This window comes from Rossellomorea sp. KS-H15a, assembly GCF_024195245.1.
GTDB classification, from domain to species: domain Bacteria; phylum Bacillota; class Bacilli; order Bacillales; family Bacillaceae_B; genus Rossellomorea; species Rossellomorea vietnamensis.
Window position 1 is genome coordinate 3656859 of record NZ_CP096886.1, and the last position, 15638, is coordinate 3672496.

At 43.8% G+C, this 15638-nt stretch carries 19 protein-coding genes and 1 other annotated feature; of the genes, 3 read left to right on the top strand and 16 right to left on the bottom strand.

Annotation, left to right across the window (positions count from 1 at the left end):
- Positions 1–60: 60 nt before the first annotated feature.
- The gene (sspI, locus tag M1J35_RS18700) at positions 61–282 is read left to right on the top strand and encodes a small acid-soluble spore protein SspI (RefSeq protein WP_034757033.1); all 222 of its coding nucleotides are present in this window, start codon (positions 61–63) and stop codon (positions 280–282) included.
- A gap of 115 nt (positions 283–397) precedes the next feature.
- Positions 398–943 carry a cysteine hydrolase family protein gene (locus tag M1J35_RS18705; protein ID WP_254651922.1) on the top strand — a complete coding sequence of 182 codons (546 nt, stop codon included), beginning with the start codon at positions 398–400 and terminating at the stop codon, positions 941–943.
- 47 nt (positions 944–990) lie between these two features.
- On the opposite strand, the gene M1J35_RS18710 is transcribed toward M1J35_RS18705, so the two are convergent.
- On the bottom strand, positions 991–2076 hold the full coding sequence (locus M1J35_RS18710) for a M42 family metallopeptidase (protein WP_034757028.1): 1086 nt from the start codon (positions 2074–2076) through the stop codon (positions 991–993).
- A gap of 93 nt (positions 2077–2169) precedes the next feature.
- A complete protein-coding gene (locus tag M1J35_RS18715) occupies positions 2170–2658 on the bottom strand; it encodes a dUTP diphosphatase (RefSeq protein ID WP_224519378.1) in 489 nt (162 codons plus the stop codon).
- 145 nt (positions 2659–2803) lie between these two features.
- On the opposite strand from M1J35_RS18715, the gene M1J35_RS18720 reads away from it, so the two are divergent.
- Entirely contained in the window at positions 2804–3202 is a 399-nt protein-coding gene (locus tag M1J35_RS18720) for a hypothetical protein (protein WP_034757022.1), read from the top strand.
- Between the two features lie 22 nt (positions 3203–3224).
- Here M1J35_RS18720 and M1J35_RS18725 read toward each other — a convergent pair whose 3' ends face one another.
- From M1J35_RS18725 to coaE, 14 genes are all read right to left on the bottom strand, one after another.
- Positions 3225–3794: a TVP38/TMEM64 family protein gene (locus M1J35_RS18725; RefSeq protein WP_034757020.1), complete on the bottom strand. Its 570-nt coding sequence runs from the start codon at positions 3792–3794 to the stop codon at positions 3225–3227.
- A 97-nt stretch (positions 3795–3891) separates the two neighbouring features.
- Positions 3892–4170 carry a DUF1294 domain-containing protein gene (locus M1J35_RS18730; protein ID WP_034757017.1) on the bottom strand — a complete coding sequence of 93 codons (279 nt, stop codon included), beginning with the start codon at positions 4168–4170 and terminating at the stop codon, positions 3892–3894.
- Positions 4171–4259: 89 nt separating this feature from the next.
- Positions 4260–4619, bottom strand: coding sequence for a 50S ribosomal protein L20 (rplT, locus tag M1J35_RS18735; RefSeq protein WP_034757014.1), 360 nt, complete (start codon positions 4617–4619; stop codon positions 4260–4262).
- A 28-nt stretch (positions 4620–4647) separates the two neighbouring features.
- The gene (rpmI, locus tag M1J35_RS18740; protein WP_032087387.1) at positions 4648–4848 is read right to left on the bottom strand and encodes a 50S ribosomal protein L35; all 201 of its coding nucleotides are present in this window, start codon (positions 4846–4848) and stop codon (positions 4648–4650) included.
- Positions 4849–4871: 23 nt separating this feature from the next.
- Positions 4872–5375 carry a translation initiation factor IF-3 gene (gene infC / locus M1J35_RS18745; RefSeq protein ID WP_034757009.1) on the bottom strand — a complete coding sequence of 168 codons (504 nt, stop codon included), beginning with the start codon at positions 5373–5375 and terminating at the stop codon, positions 4872–4874.
- Positions 5376–5463: 88 nt separating this feature from the next.
- Positions 5464–5603: a sequence feature (ribosomal protein L20 leader region), on the bottom strand.
- A gap of 206 nt (positions 5604–5809) precedes the next feature.
- Positions 5810–7741, bottom strand: coding sequence for a threonine--tRNA ligase (thrS, locus tag M1J35_RS18750; RefSeq protein ID WP_254651923.1), 1932 nt, complete (start codon positions 7739–7741; stop codon positions 5810–5812).
- 363 nt (positions 7742–8104) lie between these two features.
- Positions 8105–8971, bottom strand: coding sequence for a putative sporulation protein YtxC (locus M1J35_RS18755; protein ID WP_254651924.1), 867 nt, complete (start codon positions 8969–8971; stop codon positions 8105–8107).
- A 138-nt stretch (positions 8972–9109) separates the two neighbouring features.
- Positions 9110–10042 carry a primosomal protein DnaI gene (dnaI, locus tag M1J35_RS18760; RefSeq protein ID WP_254653800.1) on the bottom strand — a complete coding sequence of 311 codons (933 nt, stop codon included), beginning with the start codon at positions 10040–10042 and terminating at the stop codon, positions 9110–9112.
- 12 nt (positions 10043–10054) lie between these two features.
- Positions 10055–11443, bottom strand: coding sequence for a replication initiation and membrane attachment family protein (locus tag M1J35_RS18765; protein WP_347815193.1), 1389 nt, complete (start codon positions 11441–11443; stop codon positions 10055–10057).
- 67 nt (positions 11444–11510) lie between these two features.
- Positions 11511–11966, bottom strand: coding sequence for a transcriptional regulator NrdR (nrdR, locus tag M1J35_RS18770; RefSeq protein ID WP_034757001.1), 456 nt, complete (start codon positions 11964–11966; stop codon positions 11511–11513).
- Between the two features lie 82 nt (positions 11967–12048).
- A complete protein-coding gene (locus M1J35_RS18775) occupies positions 12049–12429 on the bottom strand; it encodes a hypothetical protein (RefSeq protein WP_051758182.1) in 381 nt (126 codons plus the stop codon).
- 132 nt (positions 12430–12561) lie between these two features.
- Positions 12562–12942: an adenosylmethionine decarboxylase gene (gene speD / locus M1J35_RS18780; RefSeq protein ID WP_034756998.1), complete on the bottom strand. Its 381-nt coding sequence runs from the start codon at positions 12940–12942 to the stop codon at positions 12562–12564.
- A gap of 617 nt (positions 12943–13559) precedes the next feature.
- Positions 13560–14588: a glyceraldehyde-3-phosphate dehydrogenase gene (locus tag M1J35_RS18785; protein ID WP_034756995.1), complete on the bottom strand. Its 1029-nt coding sequence runs from the start codon at positions 14586–14588 to the stop codon at positions 13560–13562.
- A gap of 444 nt (positions 14589–15032) precedes the next feature.
- Positions 15033–15638: a dephospho-CoA kinase gene (coaE, locus tag M1J35_RS18790; protein ID WP_254651925.1), complete on the bottom strand. Its 606-nt coding sequence runs from the start codon at positions 15636–15638 to the stop codon at positions 15033–15035.

Consider the following 15638-nt stretch of genomic DNA (forward strand, 5'->3'; position numbering starts at 1 on the left):
ATTCAATTTGAGACAAGATAACAATGAATTCCTCATCCTAGCAAAAAGGAGAAATGCGTGATGAATCTTAACTTACGAAAAGCGATCATACACAATGTATCTGGAAACAACCAGGACGAATTGAGAGACACCATCGTGGATGCCATCCAGGGGGGAGAAGAAAAAACCCTCCCAGGTCTCGGTGTACTCCTTGAAGTCTTCTGGCAAAACGCCGATCCAGAGGAACAGAAAATGGTCCTTGAAACATTAGAGGAATCATTGCAGCAGCAACAAATGCAATAAAGGCATGGGCAATCCTGAATCGGGGTTGCCCATGTTTTTTCCCTTGAATGGTTTTAGCCTCACTCCTTCAGTGGTAATACAACATACATAAGAAATCGAAGGGGGAGAAAAAGGGATGAGTCAAAAGAAAAGCGCCTTATTGATCATCGACATGATTAATACGTTTGACTTCCAAGGTGGAGAAAAATTACATGAAAACACAATGAACATCGTCGGAAACATCCGCGATTTGAAGGAGAAAGCGAAGGAATCCGGGGTGCCTGTCATATATGTGAATGACAACTACGGCCTTTGGCAGGACAATATGAATGATATCATCGAGGAATGCAAAAAAGGGAAAGGCAAAGACGTGATTGAAAAACTCCATCCCGATACAGACGATTATTTTATCATCAAACCGAAACATTCCTGTTTTTTCGGAACTCAGCTTGATATCCTGCTTCATCAGCTGGATGTGAAGCATCTGATTCTAACAGGGATTGCAGGTGACATCTGTGTGCTGTATACCGCCAATGACGCCTATATGAGGGAATATGACATGTCGATACCAAAGGACTGCATGGCATCTGAAACCGAGGAGGACAATGAAAGCGCGATCCGCATCATCAAGAAGACGATTGACGCCGATATGACCTCTTCGAAAGAAATGACATTTGAATAAAGACAAAATAAAGAGACCCTGATCTAAAAGGGTCTCTCTCATTGCAATCAATCAAACGTAATCTTCGCCACGGTGTCGCTGTCTAGCTTCTTGATCACTTCTGTAATCAATTTAACTGCGTTCTCGTAATCATCACGATGCAACATCGCCGCATGTGAGTGGATATAACGTGTCGCAATGGTGATAGATAAGGCAGGAACTCCATTGGCTGTCAAATGGATCGCACCTGAATCCGTTCCTCCGCCTGCGATGGCATCGAATTGATACGGAATGTTATGCTCATCCGCAGTATCGGTCACGAAGTCGCGAAGTCCCTTGTGGGAAACCATGGACGCATCATATAAAATGATCTGTGGACCTTCACCCATTTTACTTGACGCTTCTTTATCAGAAACTCCAGGTGTATCCCCGGCGATTCCAACATCCACACCGAAGCCGATATCAGGCTGAATCTTGGCAGCAGCCGTTCTCGCGCCACGCAGGCCGACCTCTTCCTGTACGGTACCGACTCCATATACGACGTTCGGGTGACTCGCATCCTTCAGGTTTCTTAGTACATCGATGGCAATCGCACATCCAATGCGGTTATCCCATGCTTTCGCCAGTAGCATCTTCTCGTTGTTCATCACCGTGAATTCGAAATGAGGGACCACCATATCTCCCGGTTTCACTCCCCATTCCAGTACTTCTTCACGGCTTGAGGCACCGATATCAATGAACATATCTTTGATGTCCACCGGTTTTTTGCGTGCTTCCGGAGGCAGGATATGCGGCGGCTTGGAACCGATCACACCCGTCACTTCCCCTTGACTCGTCACGATCGTCACACGTTGGGCAAGCATAACTTGAGACCACCAGCCTCCTACGGTTTGAAAGCGCAGGAACCCTTTGCTGTCGATCTGGGTGATCATGAATCCGACTTCATCAAGATGTCCCGCCACCATGATCTTAGGACCGTTTTCATCGCCCACTTTTTTCGCGATCAGGCTACCGAGGTTATCTGTCGTCACTTCATCTGCAAATGGCTCTATGTATTTTTTCATGACTTCCCGTACTTCTCTCTCATTACCCGGTACACCTTTGGCATCGGTTAAATCTTTGAGCATTGTCAATGTTTCATCTAATTTCGCCATTGTTTCGACCCCCTAAATATTGTTTTACCTTTTCATTATACTAAAACCTGTGCGATTCATCAAAATTTCCTGAATCTTCTTTACTATCATGGATTAATATCCTTCTTTTTGACGATTATAATTCACTTCATTTTTCTTCACATACGCATCGAACACTTCTTCATGGGTGAATCCGAGCAGTTCTCCAAGGTACACGTAGTGCCTGAATAACTCCTGGAAATGTTCAACGGAACGCTCTTCAGCAAAGTGGTTGGCATATTTGAATACTTCCATGAATTGCTTTGTCACATCTTCATTCACATAATTCGTCTCCCCTATATCGAATTGTTGAATGCCGATTTCGATTCCTAGTGACAGGATGAAATGGACCCCGTCCACAAATTCTTCAAGGATCACATCCTTTGCTGACGAAGGTTTCGTACTCCAGAACTTGAAGCTTCTCGTTTCATTGGCCAGTTCCCCTACCTCAACCAGGAGGGCCAGGATTTTTTTGTCGATCAGATCTTCTTGTTCCAGGCCGTGTTCCTCTTCGATATGCTGATCAAGCTTTTTCTGCATGTCCAATAATGTTTCAATATTCATTGTGGTATCTCCCCTTCGATGCCTTTATTTCTTACACACCCTCTTAGTATGACAAATTTTTAAACAAATTTATAATAATATGAAACCTTTTTCTGATTTAACCGTAAATAGTATTGGAAGAAATATGCCTATGGAGGTAATGGTTATGCTTTGGCTTATTCGGTTAGTGCTTTTGATCCTTATTCTTTATCTTTTATACAGCAGCGTGAAATACATTATCAACCCAAAGCGAAAACTCGAGCTTGCCCAGGAGCAGAAACGTTTCTATTTTCTCGATGATCAGGAAAATGTCCGGAAGAATTTTCACATAACGTACAAGGGTGTACGATTTGAAGGGGAAAAATATCTCGGTGCAACCGAGAAGGCATTCGATGTGGTTTCCATATTCGTATGGACCAAACATGTTTCCTCATTAAAGGGCCTTACCCGGGAGGATTTCGAATACCTCCAGAACGAAATCAAAGAAAGATACCCGAATGCCAAACTCGACTGGAAAAGTCCGATCCACGAATTCCTTCAAAAATCACAACAAAAAAACGACTAGCAGAGCTGGTCGTTTTTCATTTTTATTTACCCGGGAAAAACTCTCTCCATTGAATGACTCTGACTTTTTCTCTCAGGAGGTAAAATAGGACGATGAGTGCGATGAAGATCATGACGAGAATGGGCGGGGAAAATTGTTTGATGTATTGGCCGAACACCGTATAGAAAAACGCCAGGGGAATATTGGAAAGGACAGAGGCGCGTACGAAGGGCTTGAGCTCCTTCTTCCGCTCGAGCAGGCAAAGATTCAAGAGCTGGTAATGGACAAAGGGAATCAGCCTGAGAACCGCAATCTGACCCGTGGTGAGGGTGGCATTCCGGCCGAACCACTTTTCTTTCAGCCTCAGGAGTTTTTCATAAAACGATTTGAAACTTTTGATGACAAAATAAAAAGTGACAGATAAGAGCGTTAATCCGATCAACGAGTACAGTGTGCCGAATAGACTCCCGAACAGAACCCCTCCCGCCATACAGACAAGGGCGACGGGGATGAACAGAAACTGCCTCAGGATATGAAATAAGATAAACAGAACAGGAGCCATATACCCGCTTGCCTCCATCAGGGCGAATGCAGCAACCAACCGTTCGTCCATGGCTTATGCGACCTCCTTCTGCTATTCTAAGCTGTTTCTACAAACCCTCTTTATATAGTATGTATGAGAGACGGGTTAAAGAATGAAAACTTTGACGTCACAGATTCGCGTTCAGCCAGATGAACAGCACACAGTGGACGATGACAAGCAATGGGAAGCCGATGGCAAACGCTTTGTGCTTCGTTTTATGCCTGAACACCTTCATCCCCATATACGCTCCGACACTGCCTCCCACAATGGCGACCTGCCACAGCACCCGCTCGCTGATGCGGTATTCATGCCGCTCTGCTTTCCGTTTATCTCTCCCCATGACCGTAAAGCCGATGATATTGATGATGACGGCATATAGATAAAGAATCCCTGTTAATGCATCCATGATTTCTACCTGCTTTCTAAAGTGATTGATATAAGAAAGGACCGGCCAGGGGCCAGTCCTTTTTGTCTGCTGATTTCGTCAGCAGTTACTTATTTGTTTAGTTGAGCTTTAGCAGCGTCAGCTAATTGGTTGAATGCTTTTTCGTCAGAAATCGCAAGCTCAGCAAGCATTTTGCGGTTTACTTCGATACCAGCAAGCTTTAATCCGTGCATTAAACGGCTGTAAGAAAGACCGTTCATACGTGCAGCCGCATTGATACGTGTGATCCATAGTTTACGGAAGTCACGTTTCTTTTGGCGACGGTCACGATAAGCATACATGTATGATTTCATGACTTGTTGATTTGCTACTTTATATAAAGTATGTTTTGAACCGAAATAACCTTTGGCTAATTTAAGAACTTTTTTACGACGTCTGCGTGTTACTGTTCCGCCTTTTACGCGTGGCATAATAATTCCCTCCTGTTTCTAATACTTCTTATTTTAGGTTGTCAAGCATATGACGAATGCGTTTGAAATCTCCTTTAGAGACAACAGCCGCTTTACGTAGCTTACGCTTTGCTTTAGTAGATTTGTTTGCGAATAAGTGGCTTGTGTAAGCGTGTGAACGTTTAAGTTTACCAGAACCTGTTTTCTTGAAACGCTTAGCTGAGCCGCGGTGAGTTTTCATTTTTGGCATGATGCTTTTCCTCCTCGGGTCCTTTATTTTTCGTTGACTGGTGCAAGCACCAAGAACATACTGCGACCATCCATTTTCGGTTTTGATTCAACGGTTGCTACATCTTTACACTCATCACTGAAGCGATCCAGAACGCGTTGACCAATTTCTTTGTGCGTAATCGCACGACCTTTAAATCGGATTGACGCTTTAACTTTGTCTCCTTTTTCAAGGAACTTACGAGCGTTACGAAGCTTTGTGTTGAAATCATGTTCATCAATCGTCGGGCTTAAACGCACCTCTTTAAGATTGATGATCTTCTGATTCTTACGTGCTTCTTTTTCTTTCTTCTGTTGTTCAAATTTAAACTTACCGTAGTCCATGATACGAGCAACGGGTGGTTTTGCATTTGGAGCAACAAGAACAAGATCAAGGTTTACACGTTCAGCAATTTCAAGAGCTTCATTCTTGGATTTGATTCCAAGTTGCTCACCGTTTTGATCGATAAGACGTACTTCACGGGCACGAATCGTTTCGTTTAAGATCATGTCTTTGCTAATAATTAGCCACCTCCAAGGTTTATTAAAAGAATACACGGCTTTGGTTGACGTACTCGCTTCTCTTTTTGAGTGCAACACACAAAAAAAGATGCGAGTGTCGAAACACCCGCACCTGATTATTAAGCATATATAAATGGCTTTAATAGTCAATCACATACCTGTAAACAGCTTTAACGCGTTATTCAGGTGAGAAGCGGGTAGCTTCTGCTTGTACCAAACTGTATTCAATTCACCTTAGATACTATATCACATGACAATACCGCTGTCAAATAATCATTTAATATCACAACGTATTTCATAATATCAGACATCTAAGGAGAGTGCAATAGTTTTTTTGAAATTTATCGGGAAGGGACGGACCTCCAACAGAAACATTATGGTAAACCACAATGACCATTTGGAGGTCCGTCCCTCTTCCAATTTTAGCGATTCGCTTCTTTTGTAATTTGAGCGATGAATTCGTCAAGGGAAATCGTTTCGGATTTCTGCTCTCCGTATTTACGGACGTTGACGGACGTTTCCTTGATTTCATTGTCTCCCACGACGAGCATGTAAGGAACTTTGCTCATCTGTGATTCGCGGATCTTGTAGCCGATTTTTTCATTACGGTCATCGATCTCTACACGAAGTCCTTCAGCCTGAAGCTTTTCTTTCACTTCTTTCGCGTAGTCGAAGTGAACATCCGGAGAAACCGGGATCACCTGAACCTGTGTTGGAGCAAGCCATGTCGGGAATGCACCTTTGTATTCCTCGATCAGGAAGGCAACGAAGCGTTCCATAGTGGATACAACTCCACGGTGGATCACGACAGGGCGATGCTGCTTGCCGTCCTCACCTACGTATGTTAAGTCAAAGCGCTCAGGCAGTAAGAAGTCCAGTTGAACAGTGGATAACGTTTCTTCTTTACCCAGTGCCGTCTTCACCTGTACATCCAGTTTAGGGCCGTAGAATGCCGCTTCCCCTTCTGCTTCGAAGTAATCGACATCCAGTTCATCCATCGCTTCCTTGATCATGCCTTGTGCGCGGTTCCACATTTCATCGTCATCGAAGTACTTTTCTGTATCTTTAGGATCACGATATGAAAGACGGAACGAACAATCATTCAGATCAAAGTCTTTGTACACTTCCTGAACGAGGCGTACGACGCGCTTGAATTCTTCCTTGATTTGATCCGGACGTACGAAGATATGGGCATCATTCAGAGTCATTCCCCGTACACGCTGAAGTCCTGACAGGGCACCGGATAATTCGTAACGGTGCATCGTACCAAGCTCGGCGATACGGATCGGAAGCTCACGGTAGCTGTGGATGCCGTTTTTGTAAATCATCATATGGTGCGGACAGTTCATCGGGCGAAGGACAAGATCTTCATTGTCCATTTCCATGACCGGAAACATGTTTTCCTGGTAATGATCCCAGTGACCGCTTGTTTTGTACAATTCCACGCTTCCCATGATAGGAGTGTAAACGTGGTCGTAACCCAGACGCTCTTCTTTATCGACGATGTAACGCTCGATGATGCGGCGGATCGTCGCACCTTTAGGAAGCCACATCGGCAGTCCTTGTCCCACTTTTTGTGAGTTCATAAACAGGTTCAATTCTTTCCCGATTTTACGGTGGTCACGCTCTTTCGCTTCTTCTAAAAGGCGTAAATGCTCCTCAAGATCTTCTTTCTTGAAGAACGCAGTCCCGTAAATCCGTTGAAGCATTTGATTATCACTATTCCCACGCCAGTAGGCACCGGCAATGCTTAACAGCTTGAATTCCTTGATTTTATTCGTTGATGGGACGTGGACCCCACGGCAAAGGTCGAAGAATTCACCTTGCTCGTAAATGGAAACCTGCTCGCCTGCAGGAATGGCTTCAAGCAGTTCAAGCTTGTACTCGTCACCGATTTCTTCGTACATTTTCTGCGCTTCGTCTCGGCTGACTTCTTTACGTACGACTTCCAGGTTTTCACCTGTGATCTTCTTCATTTCCTTCTCGATCACGGGAAGATCTTCCGGCGTAAACGTATGCTCTGAATCGATATCGTAATAAAATCCGCCTTCAATGACCGGACCGATCCCCAGCTTCGTTTCAGGGTATAAACGTTTGATTGCCTGTGCCATCAAATGGGCCGTACTGTGACGAAGGACTTCAAGGGCATCCGATGAAGGAGCCGTCACGATTTCAATCGCTCCATCTTCCTGAATTCCTGTGCGCAGGTCGATCATTTCACCATTTATTTTTCCAGCGAGCGCCTTCTTCTTCAGTCCCGGACTGATGGACGCAGCAATCTCTTCTGTTGTCGTACCCTTGGGAAACTCCTTAACATTACCATCCGGGAACTGCATTTTTACTACTTCTGACATGTGGTTTCACTCCTTAAAATATCTTTATACAACATAAAAAACCCCGCCCCTTCACGTTTGAAGGGACGAGGTTAATAAATAAACTCGTGGTTCCACCCAACTTCTCACTGTCCTGGTTTAAAGACAATGACTTCATTGAAAAAGAATAACGACATTTAGCCGTCAATCATTACTGTGAACCGGATCAGGTTCCGTTCATGATTGAAGTTCCGAGGTGGTAAATATCACTACCGAATTAGGAAGCTTGCAGCCTGGAGACTTCCCTCTCTGTGAATGAATAGGAATATTGTTGTCCTCATCATAACCTTTATTTATTGACTTATTATGTAGGTATTATAATCGGTTATGTTTTGAAAAGCAAGCCTATTCATTCGCAATATCCCACGAAGGATAAAGAAGTGTCTCGGGAAAATAACTTAACGGCAGAAGATCGATCCGTTCTTCAAAAATATTCTGTAGCGTCCGGATCAATTGATGATCCCCATTTCCATAAACGTGTATCTTCTCAGGTGCAAGGGACAATAAAGGGGCAATGGTGAATGAATCTACATATAAGGGGTGATTGGTGAGCAGCCGTTTATCGATCGCCTTCGTCAGCTCCTGCCGTGTCACTTCTTTCATGTCCTCATCAAAGAAACGAAATCCATACCCCGTCGAGTAAAGATGGACCGTGCGCATTTTCTGCTCCCTTGACGAGAGATATTCCCGCAGCATATGAACGAACATCTGATATTCCTGCTCCATCTTATATTCGTCTATGGCGAGATCCAGCATCAGCAGTAACCTCTCCTGAAGCTTTTTCAACCTGAACTTGCTGAAGGAGTCGAATGAGATGGGGGCCTTTCCTTCCAATAGAAGTTCAAGGCTCTCATGGACGTAGTCAGCCTCGTCCCATTCATCGATCAGCTCCATCAATTCCGGACGTTCACCCATCCTCATCTCTGACACGATTTCTAATATTTGATTGATTTCATCACTGTCTTCATACAAATAATTTTCTCTCAAGGCTGATTCGGACCAGTCCATGCATTTATCATTCATGACGAATTTGGAAACACCGTTGAAAAGCTTTTCCCGCTCCTTGAAGAAGGGCGAAACCTCTATCGTCAGATTATAGTGAGTTGTATGTTGAAAGAGCGTTTCATGAAACCATGATTGGATGAATTCTTTATTGAGGTATTCTTGAAGCTTTACCGCATCACTTTTTTGCTTGAAAATAAATTCAATCAAACTTTCTCGCCTCCTTAAACCCAATTCCCTGATTTATATATATGGGAGGCTTGTATAAATTAGAAGTTGAGGAGGGAAATTCTTTTGGCTGATAAAAAAAGGAAAGGGAACCGCATACGCGACTCCCTTTCCTACAAACTATTCCCTTCGATTCCGCCCGTCAATCAACACAGGCTTAGATAAATATTTAATCCGCTCCATGATCCGCGCAGCCTTCAATTTCTCTTCTTCCCCGCGCTGACTGTAGGTCAGGTGATGGGTCAGCTCGCTGAAGTTGAAGTTGGAAGTGAAGAATGTCGGCAGATTCTCAAGCATCCTGTACTGGAGGATGGTGCCGAGGATTTCATCCCTTCCCCAGCTGGACATCGTTTCCGCTCCGATGTCGTCAAGCATGAGGATCGGTGCTGATTTTACCATCTTTAGCTTTTCATTCACCGTATTATCACCGAGTGAAGACTTGATTTCCCTGAAGAACTCAGGAACATATACAATCAAAGATCCGATCTTTTTCTCAGCAAGTTCATTGGCCATGGCGCCTAGCAGATAGGACTTGCCCACTCCGAACTTCCCGTAAAAATAGAGACCCTTCATTTTCGTCCCTTCTGTATACGTCTCTACGAAATTCTTCGCAAGGCGCACCGCTTCCAGACGGCTTTTCGAATCAAGATCGAGGGTCTGGAAGGAGGCCTGCAAGATATCCTTAGGTACGTAAAGACTTTTAATCAGACGCTGGGCACTCGTTCTTTCATCATGGATGACTTTCCGCGGGCAGCGATGATAATCGATGTCGATGGTGTTTCCCCTGATCACCAGATGAGGGTCATACCCTTCCATCATGTTCTTGCATTCCTGCAAAGAAGGACAGTACCGGCATTCCTTGCTTTGAGAGATGTACTCATATAGTTTCATCAGGCTTTCATTGACCATTTCAGCCGTTACCCGGCCTTCATTCCTGCGGATAAAATCTTTTACATCATTATTTTCTAATATCTCTTTTTTCATTTGTTCATATCGCTGTTGAAATGACCCGGAAGTCGCCAGCCTTTTTAAGGTGTTATTGATTTTCTCCATCGTTTTGTTCACCTACTTCCGAAAATTTTTAAGCTCTTCTTCGAGTTTTTTCTTTTCTGCTTCGAAGTCGTATCCTTCTACAGTCGACTCGGATTCTTCCGCCGTTTCATCTTCCTTAAACCAGTCCGGAAGCTTCTCGGTGCGGATCGGCTTTCTCCGCCTGTTCGACTTCGTTTCCTTTTTACCTTCTGCCCATTCGAGATACTGCTTATGTTCACTTTTCGCAAGAATCATCGCTTCACTTGCCGACGTCACCTTTTTCCTGGACCAATGGGAAGCGATCTTCTCCATATATCCTTTTGTCAACTTCATGTCTGTTTTTAATAACACGTATTGAATCAAAACATTCATCACGCCGATCGGCAGCTTCTGGGACATGAGCACTTCCTCAACGGCTTGAAGATCAGCCTTGGAAGGCGACCCGCCGTTCGAGATGTCCGATAATACGTCCTTCGGTGAAGTGGTTTCCAGGTAGTCGATGAGCTCTTCCTCCTGGGAAAGCGGTTGATCCCGTTCTACGGCTTTCTTCGTTTCCACTCTCGTCGTCAAATCAGGCAGTTGATCACCCGTTTGCATACCATACCAGTCACGGGCCGTTTTACGGAGCAATTCGATATCAATCGTATCATCCGCATCCAGGGAGCTTAAGACGATATTCTTCATCTGAAGAGGATCAATCCCGTACAGATAGCTCAGCTTTAATACCGTTTCCTTCACTTTCGGCGTAAAGGCTTTGCGCGGGACCATGGATTCCGATAACCCGGCCAGCAGCAGCTGAAAATCAAATTCGATTTCATCCAGGGCAAGTCCATCATTCTTGCCGTATTTCATATATTGTTCACCTGACCCGGTTTCCGAATCCACATTCGCATCATGGTGAAGGAAATTAATCGGTTCAGATGTGAAGACATCCTGGAAAGATCGGGTAATGTCTGAGTACTGATTTTTATCAGCTGACGCATCTGTGAAAAATTTCTTCAAACGCAAATAGTGGGTCCGGCCGATCTTACGGTACAAATACACATTCAGCATGCCATCATGAAAGAATTCCTGAGGCGAGAGGGGCGGCTGCAGTTCATATAGAAAACGGCGGTCTTCATCATCCCTTTTTTCATACACCTTCAGCAAACCGATTCCCTCGAGCTTCATCCTTGCTTCGTAGACGTCCTGAAGATTGACGGACAGGACGTTCATCAAGTGATAATGGGTGGAATCAGTGGACCAGAGACGATTCTCTTCCACTTCCCCCCATAGACTCATGTAGAGGCTGTAGCAAACTGTACCGATCAGAGGCTGGTACAGAAACGTAATGATTTTCCGGTCATATTCCTGAAGCATCCCATGTGTCCCTACGGTGTAGTGATCGATTGGCTGTATTTCATTCCAATGCTTCTTCATCATAGTTGGATTCTACCTTTCAATAAATAAAGAGAAAAGAGCCAAAGAATTCCATCTTCAGCTCATTCTTCTACTCTTTTTTTATTAATTCTTTTAATTCGTCTATAAATACATTAATATCCTTAAATTGTCGATATACGGATGCAAAACGGACATATGCCACTTCATCAACTTTCGCAAGGTGATCCATGACCATCTCACCGATCTTCACAGATTCTACTTCGGAAGCACCTTGATTCCGCAGGTCCTTTTCGATATCTGTTGAGATCTTTTCTAATCTTTCAAGAGGTACCGGGCGCTTCTCACAGGCCTTGATCAATCCCCTCAAAATCTTTTCTCGACTAAACTCTTCTCTTACCCCTTCTTTTTTCACCACAATTAAAGGAAGCTCTTCAACCTTCTCAAAGGTCGTGAAGCGAAATGTACATTCTTCACATTCTCTTCTTCTCCTGATAGAGCGTCCTTCATCAGCAGGTCGTGAGTCCACCACTCGGGTACCATTATGCTGGCAAGACGGGCATTTCATAATATCAGCTCCGTTATTACATACTATTACCTTCATCATATAAAAAAGCTGCAACTTACACAAGCTTCTATAGGATTTACCGTTATTTCACTTTTTTCAATTCGCCATCAAGCTGGTGATAATAATGGTTGATTTGCGCTTTTAAAACGGTATATGTACCAAAGATCTTCCCTTTATCCGCACTGACCTTGAAATCGACTGCTGTTTCAAGGGGCCGCACGGTAATGACCGTGGCCACGATAAATAATTGAGGCGTTCCGTTTTTCCGGACGGTGATTTCCCCTCTGTCCTTGGACTGGGAGATCACCTCATATTCTGACGATGAGAATAATCCCAGCACGGCATTAAATGCACCTTGGTGCATGGATTTATAATAGCGTGATTGCAGTTCCTTATCTTCATGCTGATCGGACGTTTCACACTCCGATTGAAATCGCTTTAACAGGGTACGTATTCCACTCATATCAAGTTCCTCCCTTTAGTTACCCTTATTTTACACGAAAAGGCAAGATTGAAAAACCCATAAGTGCACGTACGAACGGGTGCATAAAAAAAGAGATGCATGAATCACGCATCTCTTCTGAGTTATTATCGATTAAAGGGCTTGAGCCTGGGACTTCTTCACTTGTACAGGACCCATTCCACGTGGCAATTCAATCGTTTCACGTGTGTCAGCACCAAGAGCATCTGCTATATATTCAGCTGCGATATTAGGATCTAAATCGCCGCACGTATATACGTCAATACTGGCATAACCATGTTCAGGAAAACTGTGGATCGTTAAGTGTGATTCAGAAATGATCACGACTCCACTAACACCTTGAGGAGCAAATTTATGAAAAGCCACCTCACGCACTTCTGCACCTGACTTAAGCGCAGCATCTACGAATGTTTTCTCAATTCCTACTACATCGTTTAATTTTTCAAAATCGCAACCCCATAATTCAGAGATTACATGACGTCCCATTGTTTCCATTTTGTATTTCCCCCTTTGACATGATTTTTTTCGTCAAAATGAACGAATCCTTTGGCAAAATCTTAACTACCACGGGGGAAAGTTAGTCCGAAGAGGTCCTAACCCTTTAAGTAGTTAAATCAGTATTCATTTGCTAATAAGAAGTTCACGAAAAATAGTATACTTTGTTTAAAACTCTTTTGCAATAAATTTTTATAAAGTTTTTTAACCAGGAAAACCAAAATCATTTTCACCTTTTAATAAAGTGCCTAGTAGATCCCGTTTTCTTCTTTGACCGTTCCTTTTCGCTGCAGGCACTTGCTTTCCGGCGGGGCGTGAGTTGAGCCTCCTCGGGCTTTGCCCTGTGGGGTCTCAACTTTCCCGCTATTCCCGCAGGAGTCAAGTGCCTTCCGCTACAATCCACTCTGTGGTACTACATTAGTTAAACGCGTAAACACATAGTTTTTTGAAAGAACAATTTGTCTAAAAAGACTTTTCATGGTAGCAACTAAATTCATACACTTTTAGAGAACTTTCGTTTACCCATTTATAAAAAGAGTAATAAATTAATAAAAGAAAAGAACGCACCTGAAAAAGGTACGTTCTAGGGTTTTGCTTTATGATTTATGTTGGTTCTTTCAAACGTTGACTTCTTGTTTGGCGTTCATTTTGGTGGCGACAAATTTGGCCAGGTCGACGACGCGGCATGAGTAGCCCCATTCGTTGTCGTACCAGGCAAGGACTTTCACTTTACGACTGCCCATGACCATTGTGGACAAGCCGTCGATGATGGCGGAATGTGGGTTTGTATTAAAATCGATTGAGACGAGTGGTTCTGTTGTATATTCCAGTACACCGTGCAGGGAACCAAGGGATGCCGTGACGAATGCTTCGTTGATTTCATCAACGGTTACGTCCCTTTTTACATCCACGACCAGGTCCACTAATGAAACGTTCGGAGTCGGAACTCGCAGCGCCATGCCGTGAAGCTTCCCGTTTAGTTGAGGAAGCACTAGTGATAATGCTTTCGCAGCACCCGTTGTCGTCGGGATGATCGATTGGCCGCATGCTCTTGCTCTTCTAAGATCTTTATGTGGATTATCAATATTCTTTTGATCATTCGTGTAAGCATGCACCGTCGTCATGAGACCGTTTTCAATTCCAAACTGCTCATCCAGCACTTTCGCTACAGGAGCCAGACAGTTCGTCGTGCAGGAAGCATTGGAGATGACGCTGTGTTCTTCTATATTTAATGCGCTTTCATTTACACCCATCACAATGGTAACGTCTTCATTTTTACCCGGGGCCGTCAGGATGACTTTTTTCGCTCCTGCTTCCAAGTGAAGGCTCGCTTTGTCTTTTGAATTAAATTTTCCCGTCGCTTCGATGACGATATCGATGTTCAGTTCATTCCATGGTAATGCTTTAGGATCACGATTGCTTAATAGTAAAACACGTTTTCCGTTGACGATGAGTGCATGATCTTCCACCACTACATCTGCCTGGAATGTACCATGATTTGTGTCATACTTTATTAAATGAGCTAACGTTTCAGCCGGGTAGCTTGCGTTAATGGCTACAACCTCTAAGTTTTCCTCTAATATTGCTTTTCTGAAAACCATTCTTCCAATACGTCCAAAACCATTGATTGCAATTTTCGCCTTCATAAATCCGGCTCCCCTCTATATTAATGTTATACTTATATGTTTATTTACTAAAAATAGTATAACATATTTGGAGAATTAGTTAATAAGTATTTTGCGGATTTTTAATGTTTTATTATTCTGACAAATAGGCTTATTGTATGTATATTTTTTTGGTTTGGAATCATACTTGATTTGAAGGTTTTATTCACACATTCTCTCGGAGCATGTGCTGGTTGAGTTCCGCTCCAGGTTGCTCGCTTTCCGCGGGGCTGGCGATGAGCCTCCTCGGCTTCGCCTGCGGGGTCTCATCTGTCCAGCTTTTCCCGTCGGAGTCGAGCAACCTTCCGCTACACTCAACATGGGTATTATGATAATACGAATAGTAAATGTCAGATCAATCCACCAAATGTTACTCTTAGACAAAATAAAAAACCGACAAGGGTTTCTTGTCGGTCGTTTGTGTTGTTATGGTTGTAGGTCCCATTCTGTTAATAGAGCATCTAGTTGTTCTTTTGTGTCATGCAGGGTTCCGTTGTTGTCGAGGACTGCGTCGGCAAGGTTGACTTTGTCCTTGAGTGGGAATTGGGATGCGATCCGTGCTTGTGCGTCTTGACGGTTTAAGTGATTGCGTTCCATTAAGCGTGAAAGTTGTGTTTCTTCGTTTACGTAAATGACGAGGGTGCGTTCGACCATCCACGTGAGGTCGCTTTCGAATAGCAAGGGGATATCCATGAATATGGTGTTCTTGCCGGACGCGATGGCTTCGTCTTTATGCTGGAGCATCATGCTTCTGACGGCAGGGTGCACGATGCTGTTCAGCATTTTTCTTTTTTCTTCAGAGTTAAAAATGATTCCACCGAGTTTTTCACGGTTGATGGTCGAATCGGTTTCGTGAAGGATGCCTTCACCAAATTCTTCGACAATCGCCAGATAGGCAGGCTGCCCCACCTCGACCACCATACGGGCTGCGAGGTCTGCGTCGATTATGGTATATCCTTTTTCTTGTAACATGGTGGAGATTGTACTTTTACCACTTGCAATTCCACCTGTTAATCCTATAATACGTGCCAT

Bases quoted from the DNA above. Each gene is read 5' to 3' on its own strand.
- rpmI (WP_032087387.1), bottom strand. From the start codon at position 4,848: ATGCCAAAAATGAAAACTCACCGCGGCTCAGCTAAGCGTTTCAAGAAA.
- dnaI (WP_254653800.1), bottom strand. From the start codon at position 10,042: ATGGAGAAAATCAATAACACCTTAAAAAGGCTGGCGACTTCCGGGTCA.
- infC (WP_034757009.1), bottom strand. From the start codon at position 5,375: ATGATCTTAAACGAAACGATTCGTGCCCGTGAAGTACGTCTTATCGAT.
- M1J35_RS18705 (WP_254651922.1), top strand. From the start codon at position 398: ATGAGTCAAAAGAAAAGCGCCTTATTGATCATCGACATGATTAATACG.
- sspI (WP_034757033.1), top strand. From the start codon at position 61: ATGAATCTTAACTTACGAAAAGCGATCATACACAATGTATCTGGAAAC.
- M1J35_RS18765 (WP_347815193.1), bottom strand. From the start codon at position 11,443: ATGATGAAGAAGCATTGGAATGAAATACAGCCAATCGATCACTACACC.
- M1J35_RS18720 (WP_034757022.1), top strand. From the start codon at position 2,804: ATGCTTTGGCTTATTCGGTTAGTGCTTTTGATCCTTATTCTTTATCTT.
- M1J35_RS18730 (WP_034757017.1), bottom strand. From the start codon at position 4,170: ATGGATGCATTAACAGGGATTCTTTATCTATATGCCGTCATCATCAAT.
- nrdR (WP_034757001.1), bottom strand. From the start codon at position 11,966: ATGAAATGCCCGTCTTGCCAGCATAATGGTACCCGAGTGGTGGACTCA.
- M1J35_RS18725 (WP_034757020.1), bottom strand. From the start codon at position 3,794: ATGGACGAACGGTTGGTTGCTGCATTCGCCCTGATGGAGGCAAGCGGG.
- rplT (WP_034757014.1), bottom strand. From the start codon at position 4,619: ATGCCACGCGTAAAAGGCGGAACAGTAACACGCAGACGTCGTAAAAAA.
- speD (WP_034756998.1), bottom strand. From the start codon at position 12,942: ATGGAAACAATGGGACGTCATGTAATCTCTGAATTATGGGGTTGCGAT.
- M1J35_RS18775 (WP_051758182.1), bottom strand. From the start codon at position 12,429: ATGAGTGGAATACGTACCCTGTTAAAGCGATTTCAATCGGAGTGTGAA.
- M1J35_RS18710 (WP_034757028.1), bottom strand. From the start codon at position 2,076: ATGGCGAAATTAGATGAAACATTGACAATGCTCAAAGATTTAACCGAT.
- M1J35_RS18785 (WP_034756995.1), bottom strand. From the start codon at position 14,588: ATGAAGGCGAAAATTGCAATCAATGGTTTTGGACGTATTGGAAGAATG.
- M1J35_RS18715 (WP_224519378.1), bottom strand. From the start codon at position 2,658: ATGAATATTGAAACATTATTGGACATGCAGAAAAAGCTTGATCAGCAT.
- thrS (WP_254651923.1), bottom strand. From the start codon at position 7,741: ATGTCAGAAGTAGTAAAAATGCAGTTCCCGGATGGTAATGTTAAGGAG.
- coaE (WP_254651925.1), bottom strand. From the start codon at position 15,638: ATGGCACGTATTATAGGATTAACAGGTGGAATTGCAAGTGGTAAAAGT.